We start from the raw sequence: 26,110 nt of genomic DNA on the forward strand, positions 1-26,110 counted from the left end.
CGGGCACGCCGCGGGGTTAGGAGCCGGAGCCCTCAAGCTGGTCGGCGAAGGCGCGCAGGGCGTCCGCCAGCTCTTTCTTGGTGGGCAGCTGGTCGACCTTCTGGTTCAGCTCGGTGATCCGCCGGTCGATCTCCGCCAGGTTCGGCGGCACGGACGGGGACGGCGAGGCGCCGCCGGTCGGCGGGGTGCCGGTCGGCCCGCCGGTCGGTTCCCCGCCGGTCCCGCCCGAGCCGCCGCCGATCCAGCCGCCCGTGGCGCTGCCGGTGTCCCCGCTGCCCTCCGTGACGCCGGCCGATCCGCTGCCGCCGGTGTCCCCGTCGCCTCCGGTGGCACCGCTCGACCCGCTGCCGCCGGTGTCCCCGCTGCCCTCCGTGACGCCGACCGACCCGCTGCCGCCCGTGCCGCCCGTGGAGTCATCGACCGGCGTCGGGGTGGCGGACGTGCTCGACGGAGGCGCCGGGGTCTCGTCCGTGCCGGCCGCGAGGGCGGCGCCGACGCTGAGGGCCACCAGGGCCGCCGCTCCTGCGACGGCGGCCGAGAGCCGCCGGACCCGTGTGCGACGTGAGGCGGGTGAGGCGTGAGGGTTCTGTGAGTTTCCCATGGGGGGACGCTAACGGGCGCCGCCCACCGGACGGGCGGCTTCCGCCGTTCTCCCGATCATCCGCACCGGACGGCCGGAGCGTTCCGACCTGCGTCGACCGACACGAGGAGTCATCCTGTTACGGGTGGGTACGCGCGTTTGGTCCCGCACGACGAGGAGGATGAACCACATGGACGACACCGCAGCGGCGCCGACCCGCAGAACGGCCCCCGACGGCGTCACGGAGCTGCCGACCGTCAGCAGCCTGGCGGAGCTGGCCGACCTCGTGGAGCGGCACGGCCGACTCTTCGTCCGCTGGTCACGGGGTCCGGCCCGGGACATGGAGGAGACCCGCAGCGTGGACCACCTGACCGGTATCCCCATGCCGGGCCTGTCGGCGAACCCGCTCCAGATCGAGAGCTGGTGGGAGGACCGCCCCGTACGGCTCTGGGTGGCCCGCCGCCTGTACGACTACTGCCACCTGCGCCAGGAGCGGGACGGCGACGTGCGCCCCTGGGCCCTGCGCGGCCACGAGGTGGCCCGGGGCCCGGACAACGAGCCGCTGCTCAGCGACGTGGAACCGGTCTGCTGGATCGACCTGGCGGTGCTCCACGAGGCGGAGGAGGAGGTGGCGCGCCAGCGCGGCTCCTGGGGCCCCATGAACCGCAAGGTCTGACCGGGCGGCCCCGCATGCCCCGTGTGCCCGCACGGGAGGGAGGCGCGGCCGCACCCGCGACCGCGCCCCCCTCCCGTGCCGTGCGTCAGGCGCCGAAGACGGCCGGGTCCGGCCCGAGCCGCCGGCCCTCGTCGAGCGCCGCGAACGCCGCCATGTCCTCCGCGTCGAGCTCGAAGTCGAAGACGTCGATGTTCTCCCGGATCCGCGACGGCGTCACGGACTTCGGGATCACCACGTTGCCGAGCTGGAGGTGCCAGCGCAGCACGACCTGCGCCGGCGTGCGGCCGTGCTTGCGGGCGACGGCCGCGACGGCCGGCACCTCCAGCAGGCCGCGGCCCTGGCCCAGCGGCGACCACGCCTCGGTCGCGATGCCGTGCCGGGCGTGGAAGGCGCGGGACTCCGCCTGGGCGAGCTGGGGGTGCAGCTCGATCTGGTTCACGGCGGGCACGACGGAGGTGGCGTCCATCAGCCGCTCCAGGTGCTCGGGCAGGAAGTTGGACACGCCGATGGCACGGGCGCGGCCGTCCGCGAGGATCTTCTCGAGCGCCTTGTACGTGTCGACGTACGCGTCCCGCGCCGGCATCGGCCAGTGGATCAGGTACAGGTCCACGTAGTCGAGGCCGAGCCGCTCCAGGGAGGCGTCGAAGGCGCGGAGCGCCGAATCGTACCCCTGCTCGCTGTTCCACAGCTTCGTGGTGACGAACAGCTCCTCGCGGGGGAGCCCGGACGCCGTGACGGCCTGTCCGGTGCCGCGCTCGTTCTCGTACACGGCGGCGGTGTCGATGCTCCGGTAGCCGGCTTCGAGGGCGGTGCCCACCGCCTTCGCCGCCTCGGCGTCCGGCACCTGCCAGACACCGAAGCCGAGCTGCGGCATGGTGACACCGTTGTTCAGGGTCAGGGAGGGGACCTTGCTCACGAGCGGTCGATCCTTACGTCGTTCGGTAGGTACTCCAGGTATCAACAGTCACACGGCGCGACGGCATTCCCGTGCTTGCACGCGGACCCCCTCGCGCCGCGGGCGCCCCGCACCGACGGGCCTCGGGCCGTCGCGGAGCGTCCTCGATCCCCCTGCCCCGAGTGGCCGCGGCACACACGGCGCGCAGGGGGGCCCGGCCGCCGAGCGAGGCGTCCGGTGCCCGCCCGCTCCCGGGTGGTTCCGCTCGGCCCCGGCCGGCCCGGGGCCCCGGACCGGCTCAGGAGAAGACGACGCACGCGGCGGCGGGCACCTCCACCGAGCCGCAGCGGCGCAGCCGCCCGTCCAGCGGGTCCGCGTCGAACCACGTCACGTCCCCGGACCACTCGTTCGCCACGTACAGCCTGCGCCCCGAGGGGTCGGCGACGAGGTCGCGCGGCCAGCTCCCGCCGCACCCCACGCTCCCCGCGGGCCGCGGCTTCTCCGCCCCGTCCTCCAGGGACAGCGTGACGAGCGTGTCGGAGCCCCGCACCGCCGCCCGGAGGAACCGCCCGTCCGCCGAGACCGCGGGCACCGACGGGTAGGCCCGTACGTCCTCGGGGCCGCCGCCGTCGACCGCGACCTCCGACAGCGGCTCCAGCCACCCGGACGCCGCCTCCCAGCGGCACATGGTCACCTGCGGCTCCAGCTCGTGCAGGACGTACACGACCGCGCCGCCCGGGTGGAACGCCAGGTGCCGGGGTCCCGACCCGACGCGGAGCCCCACCTCCCCGTGCACGCGGAGCGCCCCGCTCTCCGCGTCGAGCGCGCAGACCCGCACCGAGTCGGTCCCCAGGTCCGTGGTGAGCACCCACCGGCCGCTCGGGTCGGGCACCACCTGGTGGGCGTGCGGCCCCTCCTGCCGGTCCCGGTCCGGACCGGAGCCGTGGTGGGAGAGGACGACGGCCGGTCCGGCGATGCCGCCGCCGGCGTCCAGGGGCAGGCTGCTGACGCTCCCGGACCGGTAGTTGGCGGTCAGCAGCCGGCGTCCGGCGACGCTCAGGTGCGTGGGGCCGGAGGCGTCCACCGGGACCGGCCGGCCGAGCGGGGTCAGCTCGGGGCCCGCCGCCCGGAAGGCGGCGACCGCGCCGGATTCCGTCTCGCTCACCGCGTACAGCACCCCGGTGCCCCGGTCGAGCGCGAGCCACGACGGATCGACGAGCGCGTCGGTGGCCGCGACCGGCGTCAGCGCCCCGCTCGCCGGATCCACGGCGGCGACGGTGATGCCGCGCCCGCCGCCCGAGGTGAACGAACCGATGTACGCCCAGGACCCGCCACTCTGCTCCATTTTTGTCCCTTTCGTCGTATTCGTGCCTACGTGGTACGCCAACGACCACCGCCCCGGGGAGTCACCGCCTCCGCCCCGCACGGAACCCGGATGCGCCGACGGCGAACCGCTCTGGCCGCCCGGGCCCCGTACTGCTTGAGTGGCGGAATGGAGATCTTGATATTGGGCGGAACGGCCTGGCTCGGCAGGGAGCTGTCCCGGCAGGCGCTCGGGCGCGGCCACCGGGTGACGTGCCTCGCGCGCGGCGAGAGCGGGCGGGTCGCGGACGGCGCGGCGCTCGTCGCCGCCGACCGCCGCGACCCCGACGCGTACGCGCCGCTGCTCGACCGCGCGTGGGACGCGGTCGTCGAGGTGTCCTGGCAGCCGGGCTTCGTCCGGCGGGCGCTCGCCGCGCTCGCAGGCAGGGCCCGGCACTGGACGTACGTCTCCTCCGTCAGCGCGTACGCCTCCCACGCCGAGATCGGCGCCGACGAGTCCGCGCCGCTCCTCGCCCCGACCGACCGGGACGAGGTCGACCGCTCGGCGTACGGCGGGGCGAAGGCCGCCTGCGAGCAGGCGTCGACGGCCGCCGCGGGCGACCGGCTCCTCATCGCCCGTGCCGGGCTCATCGGCGGCCCGGGCGACCACAGCGGGCGCTCCGGCTACTGGGCGGCCCGCGCCGCACGCGACCCGCGAGGACCGCTGCTGGTCCCGGACACGCCGGACCTGCCGACCCAGACCGTCGACGTACGGGACCTCTCCGCGTGGCTGCTCGACGCCGCCGAGGCGGGCACCACCGGCACGTACGACGCGGTCGGCCCCGTCGTCCCCTTCCGCGAGTGGATCGGGCTGTCCCGCGACGTCGCGGGGCACACGGGCCCGGTCGTCACGGCCGACTCGGCCTGGCTCCTCGCGCACGGCGTGGCCGAGTACATGGGCCCCGAGTCGCTGCCGATGTGGCTGGTCGAGCCCGGCTGTGAGGGCTGGTCAGCCCGGGACGGCTCCGCGGCGCGCGCGGCGGGCCTGCGCCACCGGCCCCGTGCGGAGCTGCTGGCCGACACCCTCCGCTGGGAGCGCGGGCAGGGCCTGGACCGCCCGCGTCGCGCGGGCCTCAGCGCCCGGCGCGAGGACGAACTGCTGGCCGCCCTCGCCCGGACCTGACGTCACCGACCCGTTCGACGGCTCCCCGTGCGGCTCCCGGTCGCCCTCGCTCGGACCTGGCGGCGCCTCGGACGCGCCGAAGCGGCGGAGCCCGGGTGCGGAACACCGTCCCCCCGCGGGGCCCGCCGCGCGCCGGGCGGGCCCCGCGGCCACCGCGTCCGGCCGGGGAGCGGAGAACGGCACGGAGGGCCGCTCCGCCGCCCCCGGAGGGAGGGTTGACCACCCGGTGGCCGGTCACGGCAGGTGCCCGCCCGCCGCGCCCTCCAGCGGCTCGCCCGGGGTGGCGACGGGCTCCCCGGTCGCGGCGGAACGCCCAAGTGGCCGCCGGTGGACCGGACCTGAAGACCGCCCATATCGCGCCGGTGGGACAGGGTCTGGAGGCCGTGGTCCGTGCGCGCGCCCACGCCCCGCGCCGTCCGCCGCACACCCCCCGGACGCGCCCCCGTAACCCCTCGGCAACTCGCCACACATGGATTCCGCCAACGGTGAGGAGTCTCACAAAATGCCGATTCCGTTCGGAAATCCCTCCCTTCATGGGTCAAGATCCCTGTCGACGACAAGCCCTCGCCGCCGTGGCGAGGCGGTCCGGGTGGACGCCGAGTCCTGCCGCCGTCCGGATCTGGTCGACACGAAGTGAATCGGCAGGAGTGGAGGACCCAGCAGTACCGGGACGTGCGCACCACCGGCCGTCCCTTGGGGTGAAGCCGCGTCAGCGGCCGGGCAACTTCGCCTGCCCGAACCCGACAGGTCATCCTTCGCAGGCGGATGACGAAGGGTTGCGCATGTCCGCGCAGAATCACGTTCCGTCCGTGCTGTCCCGAACCGGCACCGTCTCGGCCCTGACCATCGCCGCCCTCGCCGGCACCCTGCTGGCACCGGGCGCCGCCCCCGACGCACAGGCGGCGGGCCCCGCGTACGCGATGAAGGCCCTCAACGTGGCGGCCTCCAAGAAGGGTTCCCCGTACAAGTACGGAGCCGCGGGCCCGTCCCGGTTCGACTGCTCCGGCCTGACGCTGTACGCGTACAAGCAGGCCGGCAAGACCCTGCCGCGCACCGCGCAGCAGCAGTACAACCGCACGCGCCACATCTCGGCCTCCACCCTCCAAAAGGGTGACCTGGTCTTCTTCCACTCCGGCGGCCGCGTCTACCACGTCGGCGTCTACGCCGGGAGCAACCGGATCTGGCACGCCCCGAAGGCGGGTTCGGTGGTGAAGCTGGAGCGGATCTGGACCAAGAAGGTCCTCTACGGCCGGGTGCGCTGACGCCGGCCGTCGGCCCCGCTCCGGACTTCTCGTCACTCCCGTGTGCCGCCGTCCCCGCCTGCCCGGGCGGGGACGGCGGCACACCGCCGGGGGCTCCGCCTCGGCGGGCCCGTCGACCCACCGAGGCGGTGGGGCCCGCGCGCCGGAGCGGCCGGTACGGCGGGCGGGCGCCCGGCGGGCGCGGCCGGAGCGGCGGCCCCGACGGCGAACGCGAAGGCCGCGAGCGTGCGGTGACCCCCGGTCACACGGGCCCGGTCCCCGCCGCCCCGGGATCCGCCGAGGACGTTGCGGCATCGGTTACGAAGCCGCTACACCCCGTTAACTCGGGGGATTTCACAGGCCATAGCCTGAGGGGCGTCACCTCCCCTTCCCGAGAGGAACGAGCTCCATGAAGGCACGTATGGCACGGATGGCCGCGACCGCCGGACTCGGCGCGTTGCTGACGGCGGGCACGGCCCTGGCGCACCCCGCCGCCGCGTCCGTCCCGTCGGCCGACGCGCAGCCGGCACCGTCGTGCGTCACCTACTGGCAGAGCTGGCGCTACGCACAGGTGGCGAACGACTGCACGACCGCCGTGGACGTCAAGGTGGTCTACCAGGACGGCGCGGAGGGGGTCTGCCACACCGCGCAGCCCGCCACGACGACCACGGTCGGCGAGGGCTACACGGGCACGCACGGCCACGTCGACCGCATCGCGCTCTGCTGAGCCTGACCGCCACCCGCCCGACGCCGCGTTAGGCTCGTCGGATGGCGAAGTACTTCGATGTGCACCCCGACGACCCGCAGCGCCGCGTCATCGGCAACGTGGCCGAGATGATCCGCTCCGGCGCCCTCGTCGCATACCCCACGGACTCCTGCTACGCGCTGGGGTGCAAGCTGGGGAACCGCGAGGGCCTGGCGCGGATCCGCAGCATCCGCGACCTGGACGACCGCCACCACTTCACCCTCGTCTGCCAGAACTTCGCCCAGCTCGGCCAGTTCGTGCACATCGACAACGACGTCTTCCGTGCGCTGAAGGCCGCGACCCCCGGGCGCTACACCTTCATCCTCCCCGCGACGAAGGAGGTGCCCCGCCAGTTGCAGCACCCGAAGAAGAAGACCGTCGGGGTGCGCATCCCCGACCACACGGCGACCCAGGCCCTCCTCGCCGACCTGGGCGAACCGCTCGTGTCGAGCACGCTGCTGCTGCCGGGGGAGGAGGAGCCGATGACGCAGGGCTGGGAGATCAAGGACCGGCTCGACCACGTCCTCGACGCCGTCCTCGACTCGGGCGACTGCGGCACGGCGCCGACCACGGTCGTCGACTTCTCCGGCGGCGCACCGGAGATCGTCCGCCGGGGCGCCGGGGACACGTCCCGCTTCGAGTAGCCACCGGCCGGGCGCTTCGCCGGCGGGGAGGCGGACCCGCCCCGGCCGGGCAGGGGGAGCCCTTGCGGAACCCGCGGGGGAGTCCTCGCGGGGTCCGCGGCGGCAGCGGCGCCGCGGGCCTCCTCACCGCCGCGGGCACCCCGACCGCCGCGTCCCCGCTCCCGGGGCCCGGGTGGCCGCGGCGCCGGTCGCGGCGTACCCGCCCTCCCGCGTCGACGCCCCGCGTACCGCACCGCCCCTCCCGTACGGCCCCGCCCCCGACCGCCCACCGGCGGCGGTGGCGCGCCTGGCCGTCGGCGCCCCGTGCCCCACCCGGGCCGTGGCGGTCGCGGCGAGGGCCGCGTGACGGTGCCGTACCGACGCCCCGCCCCGCGGTGGCGCGGTCGCTGACGCCGTTTGGCCCCGATGGGGTGTCAAAGCCGCTCGTGGGCGACGTCGTCGTCGCCGGGCCGCCCGCCGCGGTGCCTGCGCCGGGCCTTGAGCAGCCGCATCCGGTCGAGGCGCGAGATGACGGGCGAGGCGCTGACGCCGTGCACGACGACGGAGGCGAGGACGGTGAAGGTCACGACGGCCCAGAGCTCCCCCGCCGGGACGTGGAAGCCCTCCACGCCGAGGGCGTACGCGAGGTAGAACAGCGACCCGATGCCCCGGATGCCGAAGAACGCGGTCACGGCGCGCTCCCGAGGACCGGCGGCGGTGCCGAGCTGCGCCACCCAGCCGGTCAGGGGCCGGACGGCGAGGAGCAGCAGCAGGCCGACGAGGGCGCCCTGCCAGGTCAGCGGGGCGAGGGCGCCCTGGGCGACGAAGGCGCCGAGCAGGAAGAGCAGCCCGGCGGTCATGAGCCGTTCGACCTGCTCGACGAAGTCGTGCAGCACCGTGTGGTAGCCGTGGGCGCGCTCGGCGGCCCGGATCCGGCACGCGGTGACGAACACGGCGAGGAAGCCGTACCCGTGGGCGAGTTCCGTGACCCCGTACGCGAGGAAGGTGGCGCCCAGGGCGACGAACCCGTCGCGGTGCTCGGACAGCCGCATCGACTCCCAGCCGGTGCGGAAGAACAGCCAGCCGAGCAGCCTGCCCACGGCGAGCCCTGCCAGGACGCCGACGACGCACTTGTAGACCACGTCGCCCAGCAGCCACTGCCCGACCCACGCGCCGGACAGCCCCGTACCGGCCGCCGCGGCCAGCGCCACCGCCGCCATGACGACGGGGAAGGCGAGCCCGTCGTTGATCCCGGCCTCACTGGTCAGGGCGAACCGCACCTCGTCCTCGTCGTGCTCGGACTCGGTGGGCGCGCCGACCCGCACCTCGGAGGCGAGCACCGGGTCGGTGGGCGAGAGCACGGCGGCGAGCAGCAGCGCGGCGGCGGGCGGCCAGTCCAGCAGCCACCAGGCGAGCAGGCCGGTCACCGCGATGGTCAGCGGCATCGTCACGCCCAGCAGTCGCCACGACGCCTGCCACTGCCGCCACCCCACGGGCCGGTTCAGGGCCAGACCGGCACCCATGAGCGAGACGATGACGCACACCTCGGTGAGGTGCTCGACCCAGATCCGGTCGCCCACCGGATCGACCTCGGGCAGCGGCAGCGGCGACGCCTGGAGGACCATCCCGCACAGCAGGAAGACGAGCGGCATGGACAGCGGCCGTCCGGCCACGAGCCGTGGCAGCACGGCGGCGGCGAGCGCACCGGCCCCGAACAACGTGAAGAAGAAATCACCCGAGCTCACCGCAGACATGTGCCCCTCACGCCCCACCAGTACGCCCCCTGCTCAAGCGGCACACCAGGGCGGGCCGGGCCCCCGTCCTCAGCCTCCGCCTCTGCCTCCGTGGGGGCCTCCGCCTCTGCCTCCGTGGGGAGAGGACCGGCAGGGCCCTACAGGCCCGTGCCGGAGGGCATCCGCCCCCGTGGGGGAGAGGCCCCTGCCCGGGTGCGCACGTCTGCTCGAATTGAGTACGGGTGCTCAGTCCCCGCCGCCGCCCGGCCGGCGACGATGACGGCCGACACCGCCGCAACCGGGAGACCCGCATGCTCAGCCGCCTCGCCCACGCCCTGGTCCCTGCCTTCGGCCGCCTCTCGGTGACCGCCGACCACGACGCGGACCTCGCACCGGGCAGCATCCTCGCCGCCAACCACACCTCGCTCGCCGACCCCGCCATCGTGCTCGCCGCGCTGCGCCGCCTCGGCGCCCGGCCGGTCGTCATGGCGACCGCGGGGCTGTGGAGGGTCCCCGTGCTCGGCCGCGCACTCACCCGCGAGGGCCACATCCCCGTGCACCGGGGCGACCGCCGCGCCGCACACGCCCTCGACCTGGCGGAGGCCGCCCTCCGCCGGGGACGGCTCGTCCTCATCTACGCCGAAGGGGGGATTCCCGCGCACGGGGGCACCGCCGAGGCCGCACCCGGCCCCTTCCGCAGCGGCCTGTCCCGCCTGGCCGAACGCACCGGCGCGCCGGTCGTCCCCGTGGGTCAGGCGGGAGCCCGCCGGGTCGCCTCCGGCACCCCGGCCGGGCAACTGGTGGGCGTCCTCAGCGCCCCGCTCCGCCGCCCCGCCCTGCACGTCCACGTGGGCGCCCCGCTGACGCTGACCGGCGACCGCGCCACGGGCACCGCCCGGGCGCACGCGGCGGTGACGGCCGCCTGGCGCACGGCGGCCACCCTTCTCGACGGGCCCCGGCCCCAGGGCCCCGAGGCGGTCCGCGCGTACCGCGCCTGATCGGGCCGGGCCCGCCGGCCGTCCCGGAGCGGGGCGAGCGGGGCGCCTGCGGGCCACGGGACTTTTGGGCTCCGAGACCGGCGGGGCCGCCGTGTCCGCCGCTCCCTCATGCCCCTTCCCGGTGCCCGGCGCCGTCCCCGGCCTCGCACTCACCGGCCCACCGTTCAGAATCAGCCATTCCGCTTTGGTGTCCGATTTACAGCATTCACTCAGTTGGTTGGGATTTATTAAACAGCTTTGTTTCATTGGTCTTGACCAATGCCCGAGGTGCTTGGCATGCTGGCGAAGACCGTAACCGATCATGCATTCCCGCGATGCGGGGAGCTCAATCGGATACGTGCCACATTCTGAGACAGGGGGCCGAAAAGGGAAGCGCTCGCCGTGATCGGCGCAGCAATGTGGATGTCAAGTGGCCACCTCGCCCGTCTCGTGACCCGAGAAAGCATCAGTCCTGCTCAAAGGTGGCAGCGCATCCTGCAAGAGGATCGCTGCGACTGTAAATGCTATGCCCCTCGCATTCCTCCATGGTGCATGAGGCCCGCGAAATCGGCGCGGAGGGCACCGCCTGCCTCATGAATATCCCGTGGACTGCCGGAGAATAGGAGGTTAGCGTCAGACGTGCAAGGAAAACTGATCACACAAAAACCCGTGTCAGTCGCATACGCGCCCGAGCGCGATTCCTCGGGCCACGCCGTCGACCTGTGGGCCCGGGTGGCCCTGCCGGCAGCGTCTCCCGAGCCGCCCGCCGAGCCCGTGGCCGCCCCCGGCCTGCGTCGTGCCCTGTCCCTGCTGGAGGAAGGCGTACTGACCAGCCGCGCCAACCGCTCCTGCGGCTCGTACGTGGCGCGGGCGGTGCCGTCGGCCGGAGCCGTGTACCCGTACGAGTTCGCCGTCCTCGTCATGGAGGACGGCGTGCCGACGGCCTTCCGGATCGACGCCGACCGCCGTACCTGTGCCCGGCTGGCCGCCGGGTCCCGCGTCACCGCCGCGCTGGACGCGTCCACGCTGGCCGTCCCGGAAGACGGCGGAGCGCTGGTGGTCACGCTCACCCGCCCCTGGCTCTCGATGCGCAAGTACGGCGACCGCGGGTACCTGTACACGCAGCTCGACGCGGGGCACGCGGCCGGGAACCTCGTACTGGCCGCGGCCGGCCGTGGCGCCACGGGGGCGCTACGGCTCCGCTTCCCGAGGGAGTCCCTCTCGGAACTGCTGGAGGCGGGCGAGAACTGCCGGGAGATCCACTCCGCGACCCTGGTGCCGGCCGGCCCGGCCGACGAGGCGTGGACCCGCTGGACCGTGCACGACGACACCGATCGGGAGCTGCGCGGACCCACCTGGCGGTCGTGGCTGGAGAGCACCTGCTGGGACTCCCTCGCCGCGTGGCCCGGGCACTTCGGCCCCCCCGCCCCCCAGGGCGCGCCCGCACCGCTCGCCCGCATCCGCACCGGCCGGCCACTGCCCGCCGGGCAAAGCGGTCTGGGTGCCCCGTCCACCTGGCCGGAACTGATCGGGACGCGGGTCTCCAGCAAGGCGTTCACGGGCGAACCCGTCTCCGCCGCCGCCGTCTGGCAGGCGGTCTCGGCCCTGTCGACGCCGTGGGAGACCGACCTTCCCGACGCCTCGCCGCTGTCCGCGACCCTGGTCCTGCGGTCGACGACGGAACCCGAGCAGGACGCGGTGTACCGGCTGGGCACCGGTGAGCGGCAGCCGGGACGGCTGCCGTCCACCGACGAGGTGGCCCGTGCCTGCATGCAGCAGCGCGCCCTCGCCGGGGCCGCCGCCATCCTGCTGCTGCACGTGCCGCGCACCTCGCTCGCCGGGGCCGGCTCGGCCGCCGACGCCGAGAACCTGCGCGAACTCGCCTTCCGCTGCGGTGCCCTGGGGCAGCTGCTCTACCTGGGCGCGAACCGCGCGGCGGTCGGGGTGACCGCCATCGGCGGCTTCGACACGCCGCTGTGGCGCACGCTGGCGGGGCTGCCGGAGGACGACGAGATCCTGTACGCCCTGCTGCTCGGCCACCCGGACGACTCGGGCGTCAAGTTCGACCGGCTTGCCATGGCGCACGCCCAGAACGAGCGGTGAGCCCGATGCCCCCCGTCCTTCCCGACCTCCTCACCGACGTCCTCGCCCGCCACGGCGATCGCGTCGCGGTCACCGACGCCGACGGTTCGCTCGGATACGCCGAACTCGCCGACCGGGCCCGTGCCGCGGCGGACAGGCTCGCCCGGTGCGACGTGCGCAGCGAGCGGCTGCGGGTGGGCCTGTACGCCACCAACTCCGTCGACTACGTGGTCGGTTACCTGGCGACGCTGTTCGCCGGCGCGGTGCCCTTCCTGGCCGACTCGGCCTTCGGCCCGTTCGACCTCTCCCGGATCGCCGAGGACTGCGGGCTGGACCTGCTGATCCACGCCCCGGACGCCGATGTCCGGGCCGTCGTGGACGAGACCCTCACGGACGACGGAGAGTTCGGCGCCCTCGCGGTCAGCCGGGTGCGCCGGTACGACACCCCCCGCCCGCGGCTGCTGGACGACACCGAGGTGTGCCGTTTCACGTCCGGCTCCACCGGCCGGCCCAACTGCATCGAGTTCTCCGGCGCGGCCGTGTCCGCGGCGGCCGCCAACTGGGTGAAGGGCACCGGCCTCGCGGCCGAGGACCGGATCGCCTGTTTCGCCGCGCTCTCCAACGGCCTGGCCTTCAACACCTCGCTGCTGGCGGCCTTCCTGCCGGGCGCCTCGCTGCACCTGTCGCACGGCCTGCCCACCGCCTCCCGGGTCGTGCGGCTCCTGGAGAGCACCGCCGCCACGCGGCTGGTGGCGTTCCCGGCGCTGTACGAGTCGATCGTGCGGCGCTCCCCGAAGGAAGGCTTCGCCACCGTCCGGACCGCGATCTCCTCCGGCGCCCCGCTGCGCGACACCGTGCGCGAGGAGTTCACCCGGCTCACCGGCGTACCGATCCACAACTACTACGGGGTCGCCGAGGCCGGACCGCTGACGTACGCCGCCGACGGGACCGGCAGCGGGCTCGGAGCCCCCCTGCCCGGTGTGCGCCTGCTCGCGGAGGAGCAGGGCATCCGGGTCAGGAGCGAGTCGATGGGCTCGCGCTACCTCAACGCCCCCGGCGTGTTCGAGGAGCGCGTCGACGACGAGGGCTACTACCACACCGGCGACCAGGGCCGCCTGCTCGACGGCACGCTCCACCTGACCGGGCGGACGAGCCGGCTGGTCAACGTGGGCGGGCGCAAGATCGACCCGATCGAGATCGCCGAAGTGCTGCGCGCGGCCTCCGGGGTGCTGGACGCGGTGGCCTTCGAGGCCGAGAACCAGCACGGCGAACCGGCCCTGGCCGCCGTCGTCGCCGTCGAACCCGGCGTGACCGCGCAGACCCTGCGCACGCACTGCGCGGCGACGCTCCCTTCGTTCAAGGTGCCCGGAATCCTCCGCCTGGTGGACCGCATACCGGCGAACTCGATCGGCAAGCCGTCCGTCGAACACCTGCGGCGCATGCTCAGCGCCCCCCAGGACAACTGAATCCCCCTTCGAGACACAGGAATCACCCATGGACAGCAGCGCGCTCCGTACCAAGATCCTCGACCTCGCCATCGCGGCGGGGGACGGCAGCGTCACCGCCGCCGAACTCGCCGGTGCCAACTACTCGCTGCGCGACGTCGGCTACACCTCGCTCTCCTACATGCGCCTGATCGACAGCATCGAGAACGAGATCGGTGTCTACCTGGACCCGGAGGCCGCCATCGAGCACTACGAGACCATCGATTCCGTCACGGCCCTGGTGATCGCCAGCGGAACAGGCGCCGATGCCTGAGACACCCGTGAGCGACGGTCCCACGATCGGGATCGTCGGCCTCGGGCGGCTCGGCTCGGCACTGCGGTCGGTCTGCCGGGCCAACGGCACGAGGGTCACCCTCACCGCCTCCCGCCGCGACGGCTGGTCCGTCGAGGCGGTGCCCGAGGTGCTCGTCGACGCCAGCGCACCCGAGGCGCACACCGAAGTCCTCGCCTACTGCGCCGCCCACCGGGTACCGCTCGTCGCCTGCGTCTCCAACCTGACGGACACCCAGTGGAAGGCGCTGGAGGAACTGGCCGGAGCGGTACCGGTGGTCCGGGCCACCAACCTCTCCTTCGCCCACTACCTCCAGGTCCGTGTCACCGAGTTCACCGCCGCCCTCACCACGGGCCGGTACGGCCCGACCACCACCGTCCGGGAGCGGCACCCGCTCGGCAAGGCGCACCGGCCGAGCGCCACCGCGCTGGCGCTGGCGGACACCTGGGCCGGAGCGAGCGGCCGGGCCGTGGCCGACATCGCCGACGAGCGCGCCGGGCTGCCGGTCAGCGAACACGAGGTGACCCACACCTGGGACGGCGAGTCGTTGCACGTGCGGCACCACGTCGGCAGTTGGACGGTGCCGGCCCGGGGCGCGCTGGCCGCCGCCGAATGGGCCCGCGCCGCATCCCCCGGCCTGGTCACCATGCGCACCGTCTACGACGACCTGACAGCTAGGAGCACGGCATGACCACCGATGAACCGCAGCCGCTGAACCCGGCCGAACGTCGGCTCGTCCTCCAGGTGGCGATCGGCGCCCGGATGCTCTCCCTCGACGGGCACGACGACTTCAACCAGGGGCAGATCTCCGCCCGGATGCCCGGCCGGGACGAGTTCTTCATCAAGGGGGCGTTGGTCGGCTTCGACGAGGCCACCCCGGCGGACGTGGTCCGCTGCTCGGTGGACCACACCCTGCCCGCGCCGCCGCTGGCGCCGCCGGAACTGCCGCTGCACCAGGCCATCTACCGGGCCCGCCCGGACGTCAACGGCATCGTCCACAGCCACGCCCCGTACACCCTGCTGTTCGGTGCCACCGACCTGCCGATGCGCCCGATCTCGCACGACGGCGCCTACTTCCGCGACCGGATCGGCCTGTTCACCGAGACCAGCAACACCGTCCTGGACATCGGAACCGGCGAGCACATCGCCAAGGACCTCGGCGAGCACCCGGCCGTCCTGCTGCGCAACCACGGCGGCGTGATCGTCGGCAAGAGCGTGCGGCACGCCTCCGTCTTCGCCCAGGTGTTGGAACGGGCCTGCCGCCTCCAGTTGACCGCCGAGGGCACCGGCGTTCCGTACGCCTGGTCCACCGAGCAGGACGTGGCCGCCAAGCAGGACTTCATCTACGCCGACCTCTCCGTCCGCTCGTACTGGGACTACGCCGTCCGCCGGGTCGGCCGGCACTGGCCGGAGACCACCGACTGGGGCCGTGGCTGACCGCACCACCCGAACGGTCTCCACCGGTGGAGGACCCGTCACCACGGAGCAGGCGGGCCGCCGCGCCCTCGCGGGACGAGGGCGGGCGACGCCTGCTCCACTCACCACACCCGACACCCACGGAGGTCGTCCCATGAAGGTCCAGCGCATCCTGCCCACGGAGGAGGCGGCCGACCTGCTCGGCCTGGTCCGGGAGATCGCGGCCGGCGAACTCGCGCCCCGCGTCGCCGAGTTCGAAGCGGCCCACGAGTTCCCCCGGGAGGTCGTGCGCACCCTGGGCAAGGCCGGGCTGCTGAGCCTGCCGTACCCCGAGGAGTACGGCGGTGGCGGACAGCCGTACGAGGTCTACCTCCAGGCGCTGGAGGAGATCGCCTACCACTGGTTCGCGGTGGCCGAGGCGGTCAACGTGCACAACCTCGCCTGCTTCGGCACCGCCACCTACGGCACCCCGGCCCAGCGCGAGGAGCTGCTGCCCGGCATGCTGAGCGGCGAACTGCTGGGCGCGTACTGCCTGTCCGAGGCGGAGGCCGGTTCAGACGCGGCCTCGCTCACCACCCGGGCGGTGCGGGAGGGCGACGGCTACCGCATCACGGGCACCAAGTCCTGGGTCACCCACGCCGGTCACGCGGACTTCTACAACGTGTTCAGCCGCACCGGCGGGCCGGGGGCCCGGGGGCTGTCCTGCCTGGTGGTCCCCGGCGGCACGCCGGGCATGGTGGTGCACGAGCCGGAGCGGAAGCTCGGCGTCTGGTCCAACCCCACCGCCCAGGTCGTCTTCGACGACGTCCGGGTGCCGGCCGGGCGGCTGATCGGCCGCGAGGGCAAGGGCTTCCTGATCGCGATGGGCGCACTGGACTGCGGCCGGCTGGGCATCGCGGCCTGCGCGGTCGGCATCGCCCAGGCCGCCGCCGACTACGCCGTGCGGTACGCGAAGGAACGCCGCCAGTTCGGGCAGCGGATCATCTCCTTCCAGGGCGTCGGCTTCATGCTCGCCGACATGGCCACGCAGATCGCCGCGGCACGGGCGCTCACCCTGGCCGCCGCCCGCCTGAAGGACGCCGGCCTGCCGTACTCCCTGGAGGCGGCGAAGGCGAAGCTGTTCGCCACCGACATGGCGATGAAGGTGACCACCGACGCGGTGCAGGTCCTCGGCGGCGCCGGTTACGTCTCCGACCATCCCGTGGAGCGCTGGATGCGCGAGGCCAAGCTGCTGCAGATCGTCGAGGGCACCAACCAGATCCAGCGCATGGTCATCTCGCAGGGCCTGGACTAGCCGCCCCGGCGCGTCCAGCCCGATGTCAGCAGGTGCCGTACGCGGCAACCGAAGGGAAGGTGTGGAACAGATGACCACGGTCGAGGAGCGGACCATCAGACTGGACTCCGCGAGGGCCGGGACGGGCCCGGCCACCTGGGGGCAGCGGGCGATCTGGGGCGTCGTCACCCGGCTCGGCGACGACGCCCCCAGGTACAACCTGCGGCTCGACCTCCCCCTCGCCCCGCCCCGCCCCGCCTCCCGCGTGCTCGCGGACCTGGCGGAGCTGCTCCGGATGCACGACAGCCTGCACACCAGGCTCCTGCCGGACGGCGAGGACGGGCTGGAGCAGGTCGTGGACGGGACCGGCGAACTTCCGGTGGAGGTCCGGGAGTGCTCCGCGGCAACGGCCCCGGCGGTCGGCGAGGCCCTGATGGAGGAACTGGCGGGGCGCCCCTTCGACCACGCGCGGGAGTGGCCGTTCAGGGTCGGCCTCGTGGAGTGCGAGGGGCTGGTCCACCGGCTGGTGCTGGCGGCGTCGCACACCGCGATGGACCTGTGGGGGGAGGGCCGGATGCTCCGCGACCTGCGGTTGATCGAATCGGGGCGGTCCGCCGAGTCGCTGCTCCTGGAGCGCCCCGCCCTCCAGCCCCTGGAGGCCGCGGCGCTCCAGGCGTCGCCGCTCGGCCGCCGCCGGGACGAGGCCGCCCGGCGCTACTGGTGCGAGCGGCTCACCGCCGGCCCCCGGCGGATCTTCCTGGACCCCGCGGCGCCGGAACTCGCGGTGACCGATCCGGGCCGGCTGTTCCCCAACGCGCTGCTGCGCTCGCCCGCGCTGGCGGTCGCCGTCGAACGGGTGGCGGCGGCGCTGGCGGTGAGCGACGCCGCGGTGCTGCTGGGGGCGGCCTCCCACCAACTGGCCAAGATGTCCGGGAGCAGCGACGTCCTGTTCCAGGTGGTGGTGAGCAACCGCTTCCAGCCGGCCGCCGCCGAGTCGGTCAGCACGATGGCGCAGGAGGCCGTGTTCCTCCTCACGGACGCGGACAAGGACTTCGAGGACGCGGTACGGCGGACGCGGTCCGTCTCGTTCAGCGCGTTCCGCCACGCCGGGTACGACAAGTGGGCGCTGGACCGGGAGGTGGCGCGGCTGGTCGAACGCGGCGAGGCGGCCGACCACTCGTGCTGGTGGAACGACACCCGGGACCCGGCCGACGGGCCGTTCGACGCGGTCGAGCGGCCGCGGGCCGCGCTGGGCGAGCTGGTCGGCCGGACCGAACTGAGCTGGCCGACGGAGTTCCTGCCCCGTGCGAACGTCTCCGTGGCGGTGGACGTGCTGACCGCCCCGGGCGCCCTGGAACTCGCCATGACCGCCGACCCGGCAGTCCTCACCCGCGAGGGGATGGAGCGCTTCCTGCGCGGAGTCGAGGAATCGGTGGTCGCCGAGGCGATCGCCCTGGGGGACGGATGACCATGCGGTACGCGGGAATCGCCTGGACGGGCACGGGCTATCAGGTCGAGGTCCTCGACGGCGCGGGGCGCCGGGTGGCGGAGCCGAGCAGGTGGGGCGCCGCCCAGGTCGCCGAACTCATCGCCCGGCTGCGGGACCTGGGCGAGGAGGAACCGCTGGCCGTGGTGATCGACAGCACCAACGGCCTGCTCGACGGGCCGATGACGGCGGCGGGCCTGGAGGTCTACCGCGCCGACCCCTGGCTGCTGCCGCCCCGGCCGCGGTTCGGTTCCGTCCCGGCCGGCCGACTGGCGGAGCAGGCCCGCAGCGCGCCCGGCGCCCTGGCCCGGGTGACCGCCGAGGGGGGCAGCCTGACCGGCCGCGCCGACGAGTACTTCGAAGGCGTGCGGCGCAGCGAGCCGATGCAGGCCGCGCTGACGGCGGCCGGACGCTGCTTCGAGCACGGCCGCCGGGACACGCCGCGGGTCGCGCTGACCTTCGACGACGGCCCCGACCCGGTGCAGACCCGCCGGATCCTGGAGATCCTGGACCGCTACGGCGTCCGGGCGACCTTCTTCTGCGTCGGCCACCACGTCGCGGCGCTGCCCGACGAGGTGCGCCGGATCGCCGCGGCCGGCCACGAACTCGGCAACCACTCCTGGTCGCACCCCTTCCTGCCCGACCTGACACCGGACGAACTGCGCGAGCAGATCGACCGGACGGCGGAGGCGGTGGCCCGGGTGACCGGCGAGGCCCCGACACGGTTCCGCCCGCCGTACGGCGCGCTGAGCCCGGAGGTGCTGGCCGCGCTGGAGGGGCATCCGGCGACCCTGACGCTGTGGGACGTGGACTCCCGCGACTGGGCCAGGCCGGGGCCGGAGCGGATCGCCGCGACCGTCCTGGAGGCCGCCGGACCGGGGTCGGTGGTGCTGATGCACGAGGGCGCCGGCGATCGCGGCCAGACCGTGCGGGCCCTTCCGTCGATCATCGAGGGCCTGCTCGGACGCGGCCTGGAACCGGTCACCGTGGGAGAACTGATCGCGTCGCCCGCCCGGGCCGGGACCGGCGGACGGTCGGCGGCGAGTCCGCCGGACGGCTTCGACCCCCGCCTCGAACCGGCTGCCGCCCCCGAGGCGTTCCGGCGGACCGGCGACGACCCGCCGCGCGGCGCGGGGTGAGACGCCGAGCCGTCCGGCGTTCCCGCCGGGCGCGGGGCGGCCCTCGGCGGGGCGGGGGAGGCAACCGGTCGTCCCGATGCGCGTCGCGGACCGCGAGCCGCGGACCGCGACCGCTTCACCACGGCCCGCGGCCCGCAGCTCACGGACCGGACGGCCACCGCGCCCGCGCCACCCGGCGCCGACGGCGAGCGGCCACTCGACCACGAAGATCACGACCTACCGCTGGAGTATGGAAAAGTCATGAAAGAACGCTCGGCAGACCACACGGCGGCGGTGGCGTCTTCGCAGATCCAGGACCGGCCCGGCGAGGCGCCGCCGACCGGACAACCGGCGATCTGGTCCCGCAACTTCCAGTACTACTTCACCGCCCGCAGCGCGGGCCTGCTCGGCTGGGCCATGCTGCCCGTCGCGGTCTCGGCCGGGTTGCTCAGCGCCGGGTACGGCCTGAGCACGGCGGGGAACGCGATGGCCTTCCTGGTGGGCCCGTTCGCCGGGCTGGTGCTGTTCGGCGGGGTGCTCGCGGACCGCTTCACCGCCCGCCGGCTGATGATCGCCGCGGACCTGGCCAACCTCACCGCCCACGTGCTGCTCGCCTTCCTCTTCCTCCAGGGCATCGACCACCTCTGGCACCTGTACGCGCTGTTGGTGGTGGCCGGTGTCGCCAACGCGATGTTCCAGCCGGGCGCCTCCTCGACCGTCCCGCTGGTGGCCCGGGACGTGCAGGGCGCCAACGGGGTGCTGCGCATCTCCGAGGCGCTCACCGCGCTGGGCGGCCCCGCGCTGGCCGGTGTGCTGGTCGGACTCGGCGCCACCGGTTGGGTGATGGTGATCTCCGCCGTCGCCTACGGGACCAGTGCGGCCTGTCTGCTCGCGCTCCGGCTGGGGGTGGTGCCCGCGCCGCCGGCCGGTGAGAGCCTGTGGCGCAACCTGGTGGTCGGGTGGCAGGAGGTCCGCAGCCGCAGCTGGCTCTGGGGCGTGATGGTGATCTGGATGTTCTTCGCCGTGTTCTCCTGGGGGCCGCAGTTGTCGATCACCGCCGGGGTGATCGTGCCCGAGCACGGAGCCACCGCCTTCGGCCTGCTCAACTGCGCGTTCGGCGCGGGCACCGTGGCCGGTGGTCTGCTGGCCCTGCGCTACAAGCCCGAGCGGCCGCTCGCCGCCGGGGCCGTGGCGATGCTGGCCTACCCGCTCTACCCGCTCGGCATCGTGCTCGACTGGCCGGTCTGGCTGCTCGCCGTCGCCCAGGTCGCGGTCGGGGTCGGCATCACCTTCTGGGGCGTCATGTGGGCCACCAGCGTGCAGACCCAGGTGCCGGGCGAGATGCTCAACCGCGTCCACGCCTACGAGGTCGCCGGCTCCGTGGGCATGTTCCCGGTCGGCAGCGCGCTGGCCGGTCCGGCCGCCGGGGCGTTCGGTACCGATCAGGTGCTCCTGGTGGGCGTCGTGTTCGCCCTCTTCACCGCCGCCGCCCTGCTGGCCGCCCGCCCGATCCGCACCCTGGGCCGGGTGCCGAACCGCGCCTGAGCGGTGCGGCGGAGGGGCGCCGACACCGACCCCGACCGGCGGTGCGCGGGCCCGGACGCGGTGCGGGTCCAGCGTGGTGCGGCGCCCGGAAGGTCACGGGCGGCCCCGTCAGGACCGGGTGAGGACCGGGCCCGGTCCGGCCGCGGACGCGCACGGCCGAACCGGCGGGCGCGCCGTCCTCGCGGCAGGGAGTCGGGGACGGGCCGGGGCCGCCCCCGTCGCCCGCGCCCCCGGGCGCGCAGCCGGCCCCACCGGGGCGGTGGGAACCGCCGACGCGGAACGGGGACCGGCGCGGCGCGGGTGACCGCGGGGGATGCTTCCGCCGCTCCGGCCGTCCCGGCGCCCCGGCCGCTGCGCCCGCGGCACCGGGGCCGCCGTGACTCACACGTCCCGGCCGGCTTCCCGAGCCACCCGCTCCAGCCGGTTCCGCTGGTCCTCCCACCACGCCGGGTCGACCGGCGCCATGCTGTCGTTGCCCTCGTTCATCCCGACGGCGCCGTCCATGAGCTCCCGGAGGATGTCGGCGTGACCGGCGTGCCGGTGCGTGTCGGCGATCACCCGCGTCACGGCGTGATGCAGCGTCACCTCGTCCCTGCCGCTCGGCCACCACGGCACCCTGCCGGTCGTGTCCAGCGCCAGCGCGTCGATCGTCGCGTCCGAGTGCGCCCACGCCCGGCGGTAGAGGCCCACGACGAACTCGCGTGACTCCTCGGCGGTGGCCCACATGTCCGCGTTGGGCTCGGCACCGTCTTCGAGCCAGGGCAGCGGCTCGCCGGACGGCCGGCCGAAGGTGTCGCCGAGGTAGCCCAGTTCCACGCCGGCCACGTGCTTCACCAGGCCCAGGAGGTTGGTGCCGGTCGGCGTCAGCGGGCGGCGGACGTCGTACTCCGAGAGCCCTTCGAGCTTCCACAGCAGGGCGTCGCGGGCGGACTGCAGGGAGAAGCGGAGATCGGTCTTGGGATCCGATGTGGTCATGGGGCCATCCTGCTGCCCGCGTGGTCTTCGGTCACCGGATTTCGCCCTGCTCCCCCGTGATCGGGCGCCGGGGCAGGACGTAGCGGACGCTGTCGTCGGTGGAACCGGCCGGTGTGAACCCGGCCCGGGTGACGACGGCGTGCGAGGGGGCGTTGCCGTGGTCGACGGTGGCGCGCAGTACCTTCGCCTCCGGGTGGGTGAAGGCCCAGTCGACCAGGGCGCGCAGCGCCTCCGTGGCGTAGCCGTGGCCGCGCGCGGACTCCACGATGTCGTAGCCGATCTCGGCCTCGCCGTCGGCGTCCGGGGCGGCGTGGAAGCCGATGCCGCCCACGGCGCGCCGGTCGGAGGCGCGGACGATGGCGTACGTGCCCCAACCCGGCCGGTACGTGCCGGCCTCGCGCGCCCGCACCACCAGGCCCCCGGCGAACCGCGTGCCCTCCTCCGGGCCCCCCTCGGCCCAGGCGAAGCCGCCGCTGCCGCCGCCGTGCAGATCGGCCGCGACCACGGGGGACACCTCGCACAGGACGAGCCGCTCGGAGCGGATCGGGTCGGCGTACCAGCGCCAGGCCCCCGGGCGGGGCAGACCGTCGAGTTCACCGCGGCCGGTGGCCCACAGCAGCGTTCTCCAGGGGTCGCCTCCGCGCGGGGCCTGCGGGAAGAGCCGCTCCAGCACCCGGGCGCACAGGTGCCCGGGCGGCTGCCAGCCGTGCGCGCCGAGGGCGTCGAGGATGTCCCGGGTGTGCACCAGCGCCTCGACGACGCCCATGGCCGCGAAGCCGTCGCCGCCCGCGTCGCCGTACGGGTGCCAGGCGCGCACGTCGGGGGGCGTCCTGAGGACGGCGGCGGAGAGCAGCCCGCCGGTGGCCTCCAGGACGCGGACCAGGCCCTCGGGGGTGGCGCCCGGTCCGGCGACGATGTCGAAGGGGGCGTACCCGTCGGTCGCGCGGCCCGTCAGTTGGGTGGCGTAGCCCACGAAGTCGCTCGCGATGTGGACGGCGGTGTCGAAGCAGCTCCACTCCAGCCCGGCCGCCGGAACGGACCAGTCCCGGCCCGTCACGTCGCGGAGCGCGGAGGCGGTGGCGGTGACCGCCTCGTCGATGTCGTGTGGGCCCATGATCGTCATGGGGACGACCCTAGGGTCCCGTTCCCGAAGGCACCAAGGGTTTTGCAGACGCGGAGCGGGGCCCGCCCACGCCCCCGAACGCCCCTGGCACAGCCGTGCTCGCCACCGGGGGCGGGCCCGGCCGTGCCGCACCCCACCCGGCGTCGGACGCCCCTCGCCTACAGGATGTGGTAGCTTACCTAAAGATATTAGGTAAGAGGTTAATGGCTGATGCATCCGGCCGAAGGAAGGGAAGGAAATGGTCCGCGCGGGACTGACCGCGGAACGCCTGGCGCAGGCGGGCGCGGAGCTGGCCGACGAGGTCGGCTTCGACCAGGTGACCGTCTCGGCGATCGCCAGGCGGTTCGACGTCAAGGTCGCGAGCCTGTACTCGCACGTGAAGAACTCCCAGGACCTCAAGACCAGGATCGCCCTGCTCGCCCTGGAGGAACTCGCCGACCGGGGCGCCGCGGCGCTGGCCGGGCGGGCCGGCAAGGACGCCTTGGCCGCCTTCGCGAACGTCTACCGCGACTACGCCCGGGAGCACCCCGGCCGCTACGCCGCCGCCCAGATGCGCCTCGACCCGGCGGTGGCCGCCGTCAGCGCGGGCGGCAGGCACGCGCGGATGACCCGGGCCATCCTGCGCGGCTACGACCTGGCGGAGCCGGACCAGACGCACGCGGTCCGGCTGCTGGGCAGTGTCTTCCACGGCTACGTCAGCCTGGAGGCGGCAGGAGGGTTCAGCCACAGCGCCCCCGACCCGCAGGAGACCTGGCCGAGGATCATCGACGCCCTCGACGCGCTGCTGCGGAACTGGCCCGCGGCATGACCGGGGCCGCTCCCGGACCCGGGGCGCGCCCGCCCGCGTACCGGCCCAGCCGAACGCACCGCACACGTCACCGACAGGTGGAGACCATGCACACCCAGGACGACCGGATCACCACCCCCGTCACCGCGGACCTCCTGCGGGGCGCCCTCGAAGTGGAACGCACCGAGCGCGGTGTGCTGCCGCACCGCCTGCCCGCCTGGGCCCGCGCCCAGTGCGCCGACGGCCAACTGGCCATGGCCGAGGCCCAGCCCTCCGGCGTACGCCTGGCCTTCCGCACCGGGGCCACCGCCGTCGAGCTGGACGCAGTACCCACCAAACGGGTCTACGTGGGCGCCCCGCCCCGCCCGGACGGCGTGTACGAGCTGCTCGTCGACGGCCGCCCGGCCGGCCGGGCCAGCGTGGAGGGCGGCGACACCCTGACCATCGACATGACCACCGGGACCGTCGAGCACCGGCCCGGGCAGCCCGGCACCCTCCGCTTCACCGGCCTGCCCGACGGCACGAAGGACGTCGAGATCTGGCTGCCGCACGACGAGACCACCGAACTCGTCGCCCTGCGCACCGACGCGCCCGTCGAACCCGCGCCGGACAGCGGCCGCAGGGTGTGGCTGCACCACGGGAGTTCGATCAGCCAGGGCTCCGACGCCGCGACCCCCACCACCACCTGGCCCGCGCTCGCCGCCTCCCTCGGAGGCGTGGAACTGGTCAACCTGGGCCTGGGCGGCAGCGCCCTGCTCGACCCGTTCACCGCCCGCGTGCTCCGCGACACACCCGCCGACCTGATCAGCGTCAAGATCGGCATCAACCTGGTCAACACCGACCTGATGCGCCTGCGCGCCTTCACCCCCGCGGTCCACGGCTTCCTCGACACCATCCGCGAAGGCCACCCGACCACGCCGCTGCTGGTCGTCTCGCCCCTCCTGTGCCCCCTCCACGAGGACACCCCCGGCCCCAGCGCCCCCGACTTCAGCAGCCTGAGCACCGGGCGGTTGCGGTTCCGCGCCATGGGCGACCCGGCGGAACGCGCGAGCGGGAAACTCACCCTGGGCGTCATCCGGGACGAGCTGGCCCGCATCGTGGAGCAGCGGGCGGCCCGGGACCCGAACCTGCACCACCTCGACGGCCGCGCCCTCTACGGAGAGGCGGACTTCGCGGAGCTCCCGCTGCCCGACGGGCTCCACCCGGACGCCGCCACCCACCGCCGCGTCGGTGAACGCTTCGCCGGGCTGGTCTTCGCCGACGGCGGCGCCTTCGCCCACCGCAGCGCCTGAGACCGGGCCCCGCCCTCCGCCCCGAGCCCGGCGAGACGGGACGGCGCCCGTCCCGTACGCCGGGCGGTCCACCGGCGCGGACCCGGGGCCGGAGCGTGGTGCCGCTGCTCCACCGCGCCGTACCGCCGCGTCGTGCACGACCGGGCCGCCGTCGGACCGCATGACGGCCCCGGCGCCGGGGGAGGTGGGCGTCCGCCCCGGCAGCGGCACCCGCCCGGCCGCCTACGGCACGGGAGGGGCGTCGTGGCCCCCACCCGGGGCACGGAGCCGTCCTTTCCCCGCAGGCATCCCCCGCCGCAGCCGTGGGCCCGCCGCTCCTGCCCGCGGCGACCGCGCTTCCGCGCGCGGGAGCCCTGTGGGGACGCCGGCGTCCTGCGCCGGGGCGTCGGTGAAGCGGCCCCCGGCCGCGGGCACCCGGCGCGGGCAGGCCGGGACGCCGGACCGGTGGCGGGATCCCGTGGCGCGACCGCGCCGCGGGCGCCGGACGGCCCGGAGGCCGTGCCGGTCGGACGTCTCCGACCGGCACGGCCTCCGGCGTTCGCGTGGGAGCGTCGTCACCGGGCCGTGAGGGCCCCGGCGACCGCCTCGCCTAGCAACAGCACGCGCAGCACGTGTCGACCCGTACGTCGTCGACGACCGGGCCGTACGCGCCCGGCACCGTGCTGGTGAACCCGAGCGTCGTCGTCGGCCCGTTGGCCACGAACGTCACCTGCCGGGTCACGTAGCCCATGGCGGCGCGCGTCTTGCCCGTGGAGTCGAACGAGAAGTCCTGGAAGTTCTGCCCGTCGACCAGGACCCGGCCCGTCTTCACCGCAGGGCCGCCCTCCGGGTTCGCGGCCAGCGAGTAGGTGACGGTGTACTCCTTCCCCGCGGTCGTCGTGAAGGTCTGCGACACCGTTCCGGGCCGTGTGGCGTTGAGGTCGACGGACTGGTCCCCTTCGGCGGCCTGCCAGAACCCGGCACCGATGAGGTCCACCGCCCCGCTGGTGACCCTCCACGGTCCGATGGACTGGCCGCCGGAGAGCGTCGTGAACGAGTTCGCCGGGGCGGTCGGGTATTCGAAGCTGCCGTCGTCGAACCGGCTCGCTGCCGAGGCCGGAGAGGCCAGTGCCATGGCCGTTCCGGCCGTGAGTAACCCGGCCAGGGCAACAGTGGCGAAGGAGCGCGAAACCACCATGAGTACCTCCTGGGAGTGGTGACGTTCCGGTGGAGCATGGCCAAGGCTCCTGCCTGGACGGGAGGGAGGAGAAGGGCCGCGCCCCGGCGTGCGGAGGCGGTCGTC

At 74.5% G+C, this 26,110-nt stretch carries 24 protein-coding genes and 1 riboswitch; of the genes, 17 read left to right on the top strand and 7 right to left on the bottom strand.

Annotated features, from left to right (window positions below):
- Nucleotides 1–16: 16 nt before the first annotated feature.
- Nucleotides 17–508: a hypothetical protein gene (locus AC07D6_RS05360; protein ID WP_479042152.1), complete on the bottom strand. Its 492-nt coding sequence runs from the start codon at nt 506–508 to the stop codon at nt 17–19.
- A gap of 262 nt (nt 509–770) precedes the next feature.
- On the opposite strand from AC07D6_RS05360, the gene AC07D6_RS05365 reads away from it, so the two are divergent.
- Complete coding sequence (locus tag AC07D6_RS05365; protein WP_479042155.1) at nt 771–1,256, top strand: DUF6098 family protein; 486 nt, start codon at nt 771–773, stop codon at nt 1,254–1,256.
- Nucleotides 1,257–1,341: 85 nt separating this feature from the next.
- Here AC07D6_RS05365 and AC07D6_RS05370 read toward each other — a convergent pair whose 3' ends face one another.
- Complete coding sequence (locus AC07D6_RS05370) at nt 1,342–2,172, bottom strand: aldo/keto reductase (RefSeq protein ID WP_479042158.1); 831 nt, start codon at nt 2,170–2,172, stop codon at nt 1,342–1,344.
- 277 nt (nt 2,173–2,449) lie between these two features.
- Entirely contained in the window at nt 2,450–3,496 is a 1,047-nt protein-coding gene (locus AC07D6_RS05375) for a lactonase family protein (protein ID WP_479042161.1), read from the bottom strand.
- A gap of 147 nt (nt 3,497–3,643) precedes the next feature.
- Here AC07D6_RS05375 and AC07D6_RS05380 point away from each other — a divergent pair, with 147 nt between their 5' ends.
- The 4 genes from AC07D6_RS05380 to AC07D6_RS05395 all read left to right on the top strand — a co-directional run bounded on the left by AC07D6_RS05380 (nt 3,644) and on the right by AC07D6_RS05395 (nt 7,266).
- Nucleotides 3,644–4,636, top strand: coding sequence for an NAD-dependent epimerase/dehydratase family protein (locus AC07D6_RS05380; protein WP_315881668.1), 993 nt, complete (start codon nt 3,644–3,646; stop codon nt 4,634–4,636).
- Between the two features lie 617 nt (nt 4,637–5,253).
- Nucleotides 5,254–5,415, top strand: a riboswitch (cyclic di-AMP (ydaO/yuaA leader).
- Nucleotides 5,416–5,418: 3 nt separating this feature from the next.
- Nucleotides 5,419–5,898 carry a C40 family peptidase gene (locus AC07D6_RS05385; RefSeq protein ID WP_479042164.1) on the top strand — a complete coding sequence of 160 codons (480 nt, stop codon included), beginning with the start codon at nt 5,419–5,421 and terminating at the stop codon, nt 5,896–5,898.
- 388 nt (nt 5,899–6,286) lie between these two features.
- Nucleotides 6,287–6,604 (top strand): alpha-amylase, encoded by a 318-nt coding sequence (locus tag AC07D6_RS05390; protein WP_315880909.1) that lies wholly within the window; start codon nt 6,287–6,289, stop codon nt 6,602–6,604.
- A 41-nt stretch (nt 6,605–6,645) separates the two neighbouring features.
- On the top strand, nt 6,646–7,266 hold the full coding sequence (locus tag AC07D6_RS05395; protein ID WP_315880910.1) for an L-threonylcarbamoyladenylate synthase: 621 nt from the start codon (nt 6,646–6,648) through the stop codon (nt 7,264–7,266).
- Nucleotides 7,267–7,679: 413 nt separating this feature from the next.
- Here AC07D6_RS05395 and AC07D6_RS05400 read toward each other — a convergent pair whose 3' ends face one another.
- Nucleotides 7,680–8,999, bottom strand: a complete 1,320-nt coding sequence (locus AC07D6_RS05400; RefSeq protein ID WP_315880911.1) for a cation:proton antiporter — start codon at nt 8,997–8,999, stop codon at nt 7,680–7,682.
- A gap of 290 nt (nt 9,000–9,289) precedes the next feature.
- Here AC07D6_RS05400 and AC07D6_RS05405 point away from each other — a divergent pair, with 290 nt between their 5' ends.
- The 10 genes from AC07D6_RS05405 (at nt 9,290) to AC07D6_RS05450 (ending at nt 20,651) form a co-directional block, all read left to right on the top strand.
- A complete protein-coding gene (locus tag AC07D6_RS05405) occupies nt 9,290–9,976 on the top strand; it encodes a lysophospholipid acyltransferase family protein (protein ID WP_479042167.1) in 687 nt (228 codons plus the stop codon).
- A gap of 648 nt (nt 9,977–10,624) precedes the next feature.
- Complete coding sequence (locus tag AC07D6_RS05410) at nt 10,625–12,058, top strand: nitroreductase family protein (RefSeq protein ID WP_315880913.1); 1,434 nt, start codon at nt 10,625–10,627, stop codon at nt 12,056–12,058.
- 5 nt (nt 12,059–12,063) lie between these two features.
- A complete protein-coding gene (locus AC07D6_RS05415) occupies nt 12,064–13,503 on the top strand; it encodes a class I adenylate-forming enzyme family protein (RefSeq protein WP_479042172.1) in 1,440 nt (479 codons plus the stop codon).
- 28 nt (nt 13,504–13,531) lie between these two features.
- Nucleotides 13,532–13,795, top strand: coding sequence for a phosphopantetheine-binding protein (locus AC07D6_RS05420; protein ID WP_315880915.1), 264 nt, complete (start codon nt 13,532–13,534; stop codon nt 13,793–13,795).
- Nucleotides 13,788–14,504 (top strand): dihydrodipicolinate reductase C-terminal domain-containing protein, encoded by a 717-nt coding sequence (locus tag AC07D6_RS05425; RefSeq protein WP_479042175.1) that lies wholly within the window; start codon nt 13,788–13,790, stop codon nt 14,502–14,504. Before AC07D6_RS05420 ends, AC07D6_RS05425 begins: the two co-directional genes overlap by 8 nt.
- Nucleotides 14,501–15,250, top strand: coding sequence for a class II aldolase/adducin family protein (locus tag AC07D6_RS05430; RefSeq protein ID WP_315880917.1), 750 nt, complete (start codon nt 14,501–14,503; stop codon nt 15,248–15,250). Before AC07D6_RS05425 ends, AC07D6_RS05430 begins: the two co-directional genes overlap by 4 nt.
- A gap of 133 nt (nt 15,251–15,383) precedes the next feature.
- On the top strand, nt 15,384–16,523 hold the full coding sequence (locus AC07D6_RS05435; RefSeq protein WP_315880918.1) for an acyl-CoA dehydrogenase family protein: 1,140 nt from the start codon (nt 15,384–15,386) through the stop codon (nt 16,521–16,523).
- A gap of 70 nt (nt 16,524–16,593) precedes the next feature.
- Nucleotides 16,594–17,970, top strand: coding sequence for a condensation domain-containing protein (locus AC07D6_RS05440; protein WP_479042179.1), 1,377 nt, complete (start codon nt 16,594–16,596; stop codon nt 17,968–17,970).
- Nucleotides 17,971–17,972: 2 nt separating this feature from the next.
- Nucleotides 17,973–19,127 (top strand): polysaccharide deacetylase family protein, encoded by a 1,155-nt coding sequence (locus tag AC07D6_RS05445; RefSeq protein WP_479042181.1) that lies wholly within the window; start codon nt 17,973–17,975, stop codon nt 19,125–19,127.
- Nucleotides 19,128–19,367: 240 nt separating this feature from the next.
- Nucleotides 19,368–20,651 carry an MFS transporter gene (locus tag AC07D6_RS05450; RefSeq protein WP_315880921.1) on the top strand — a complete coding sequence of 428 codons (1,284 nt, stop codon included), beginning with the start codon at nt 19,368–19,370 and terminating at the stop codon, nt 20,649–20,651.
- Nucleotides 20,652–21,032: 381 nt separating this feature from the next.
- Here AC07D6_RS05450 and AC07D6_RS05455 read toward each other — a convergent pair whose 3' ends face one another.
- Both AC07D6_RS05455 and AC07D6_RS05460 read right to left on the bottom strand, forming a co-directional pair.
- Complete coding sequence (locus AC07D6_RS05455; protein ID WP_479042183.1) at nt 21,033–21,626, bottom strand: DinB family protein; 594 nt, start codon at nt 21,624–21,626, stop codon at nt 21,033–21,035.
- A 31-nt stretch (nt 21,627–21,657) separates the two neighbouring features.
- Nucleotides 21,658–22,749: a GNAT family N-acetyltransferase gene (locus tag AC07D6_RS05460; RefSeq protein ID WP_479042185.1), complete on the bottom strand. Its 1,092-nt coding sequence runs from the start codon at nt 22,747–22,749 to the stop codon at nt 21,658–21,660.
- Nucleotides 22,750–22,987: 238 nt separating this feature from the next.
- Between AC07D6_RS05460 and AC07D6_RS05465 the strand changes: the two genes are divergently transcribed.
- Nucleotides 22,988–23,557, top strand: a complete 570-nt coding sequence (locus tag AC07D6_RS05465) for a TetR/AcrR family transcriptional regulator (protein ID WP_479042188.1) — start codon at nt 22,988–22,990, stop codon at nt 23,555–23,557.
- A gap of 86 nt (nt 23,558–23,643) precedes the next feature.
- Nucleotides 23,644–24,828 (top strand): GDSL-type esterase/lipase family protein, encoded by a 1,185-nt coding sequence (locus tag AC07D6_RS05470; RefSeq protein WP_479042190.1) that lies wholly within the window; start codon nt 23,644–23,646, stop codon nt 24,826–24,828.
- Nucleotides 24,829–25,417: 589 nt separating this feature from the next.
- Here AC07D6_RS05470 and AC07D6_RS05475 read toward each other — a convergent pair.
- Nucleotides 25,418–26,005, bottom strand: coding sequence for a choice-of-anchor C family protein (locus tag AC07D6_RS05475; protein ID WP_479042192.1), 588 nt, complete (start codon nt 26,003–26,005; stop codon nt 25,418–25,420).
- Nucleotides 26,006–26,110: the final 105 nt, after the last annotated feature.

It is taken from the genome of Streptomyces sp. NPDC045287 (genome assembly GCF_056432325.1).

Bases quoted from the DNA above. Each gene is read 5' to 3' on its own strand.
- AC07D6_RS05435 (WP_315880918.1), top strand. From the start codon at position 15,384: ATGAAGGTCCAGCGCATCCTGCCCACGGAGGAGGCGGCCGACCTGCTC.
- AC07D6_RS05420 (WP_315880915.1), top strand. From the start codon at position 13,532: ATGGACAGCAGCGCGCTCCGTACCAAGATCCTCGACCTCGCCATCGCG.
- AC07D6_RS05470 (WP_479042190.1), top strand. From the start codon at position 23,644: ATGCACACCCAGGACGACCGGATCACCACCCCCGTCACCGCGGACCTC.
- AC07D6_RS05400 (WP_315880911.1), bottom strand. From the start codon at position 8,999: ATGTCTGCGGTGAGCTCGGGTGATTTCTTCTTCACGTTGTTCGGGGCC.
- AC07D6_RS05450 (WP_315880921.1), top strand. From the start codon at position 19,368: ATGAAAGAACGCTCGGCAGACCACACGGCGGCGGTGGCGTCTTCGCAG.
- AC07D6_RS05365 (WP_479042155.1), top strand. From the start codon at position 771: ATGGACGACACCGCAGCGGCGCCGACCCGCAGAACGGCCCCCGACGGC.
- AC07D6_RS05385 (WP_479042164.1), top strand. From the start codon at position 5,419: ATGTCCGCGCAGAATCACGTTCCGTCCGTGCTGTCCCGAACCGGCACC.
- AC07D6_RS05395 (WP_315880910.1), top strand. From the start codon at position 6,646: ATGGCGAAGTACTTCGATGTGCACCCCGACGACCCGCAGCGCCGCGTC.
- AC07D6_RS05430 (WP_315880917.1), top strand. From the start codon at position 14,501: ATGACCACCGATGAACCGCAGCCGCTGAACCCGGCCGAACGTCGGCTC.
- AC07D6_RS05465 (WP_479042188.1), top strand. From the start codon at position 22,988: ATGGTCCGCGCGGGACTGACCGCGGAACGCCTGGCGCAGGCGGGCGCG.
- AC07D6_RS05415 (WP_479042172.1), top strand. From the start codon at position 12,064: ATGCCCCCCGTCCTTCCCGACCTCCTCACCGACGTCCTCGCCCGCCAC.
- AC07D6_RS05380 (WP_315881668.1), top strand. From the start codon at position 3,644: ATGGAGATCTTGATATTGGGCGGAACGGCCTGGCTCGGCAGGGAGCTG.
- AC07D6_RS05405 (WP_479042167.1), top strand. From the start codon at position 9,290: ATGCTCAGCCGCCTCGCCCACGCCCTGGTCCCTGCCTTCGGCCGCCTC.
- AC07D6_RS05445 (WP_479042181.1), top strand. From the start codon at position 17,973: ATGCGGTACGCGGGAATCGCCTGGACGGGCACGGGCTATCAGGTCGAG.
- AC07D6_RS05440 (WP_479042179.1), top strand. From the start codon at position 16,594: ATGACCACGGTCGAGGAGCGGACCATCAGACTGGACTCCGCGAGGGCC.
- AC07D6_RS05475 (WP_479042192.1), bottom strand. From the start codon at position 26,005: ATGGTGGTTTCGCGCTCCTTCGCCACTGTTGCCCTGGCCGGGTTACTC.
- AC07D6_RS05390 (WP_315880909.1), top strand. From the start codon at position 6,287: ATGAAGGCACGTATGGCACGGATGGCCGCGACCGCCGGACTCGGCGCG.
- AC07D6_RS05460 (WP_479042185.1), bottom strand. From the start codon at position 22,749: ATGACGATCATGGGCCCACACGACATCGACGAGGCGGTCACCGCCACC.
- AC07D6_RS05425 (WP_479042175.1), top strand. From the start codon at position 13,788: ATGCCTGAGACACCCGTGAGCGACGGTCCCACGATCGGGATCGTCGGC.
- AC07D6_RS05375 (WP_479042161.1), bottom strand. From the start codon at position 3,496: ATGGAGCAGAGTGGCGGGTCCTGGGCGTACATCGGTTCGTTCACCTCG.
- AC07D6_RS05455 (WP_479042183.1), bottom strand. From the start codon at position 21,626: ATGACCACATCGGATCCCAAGACCGATCTCCGCTTCTCCCTGCAGTCC.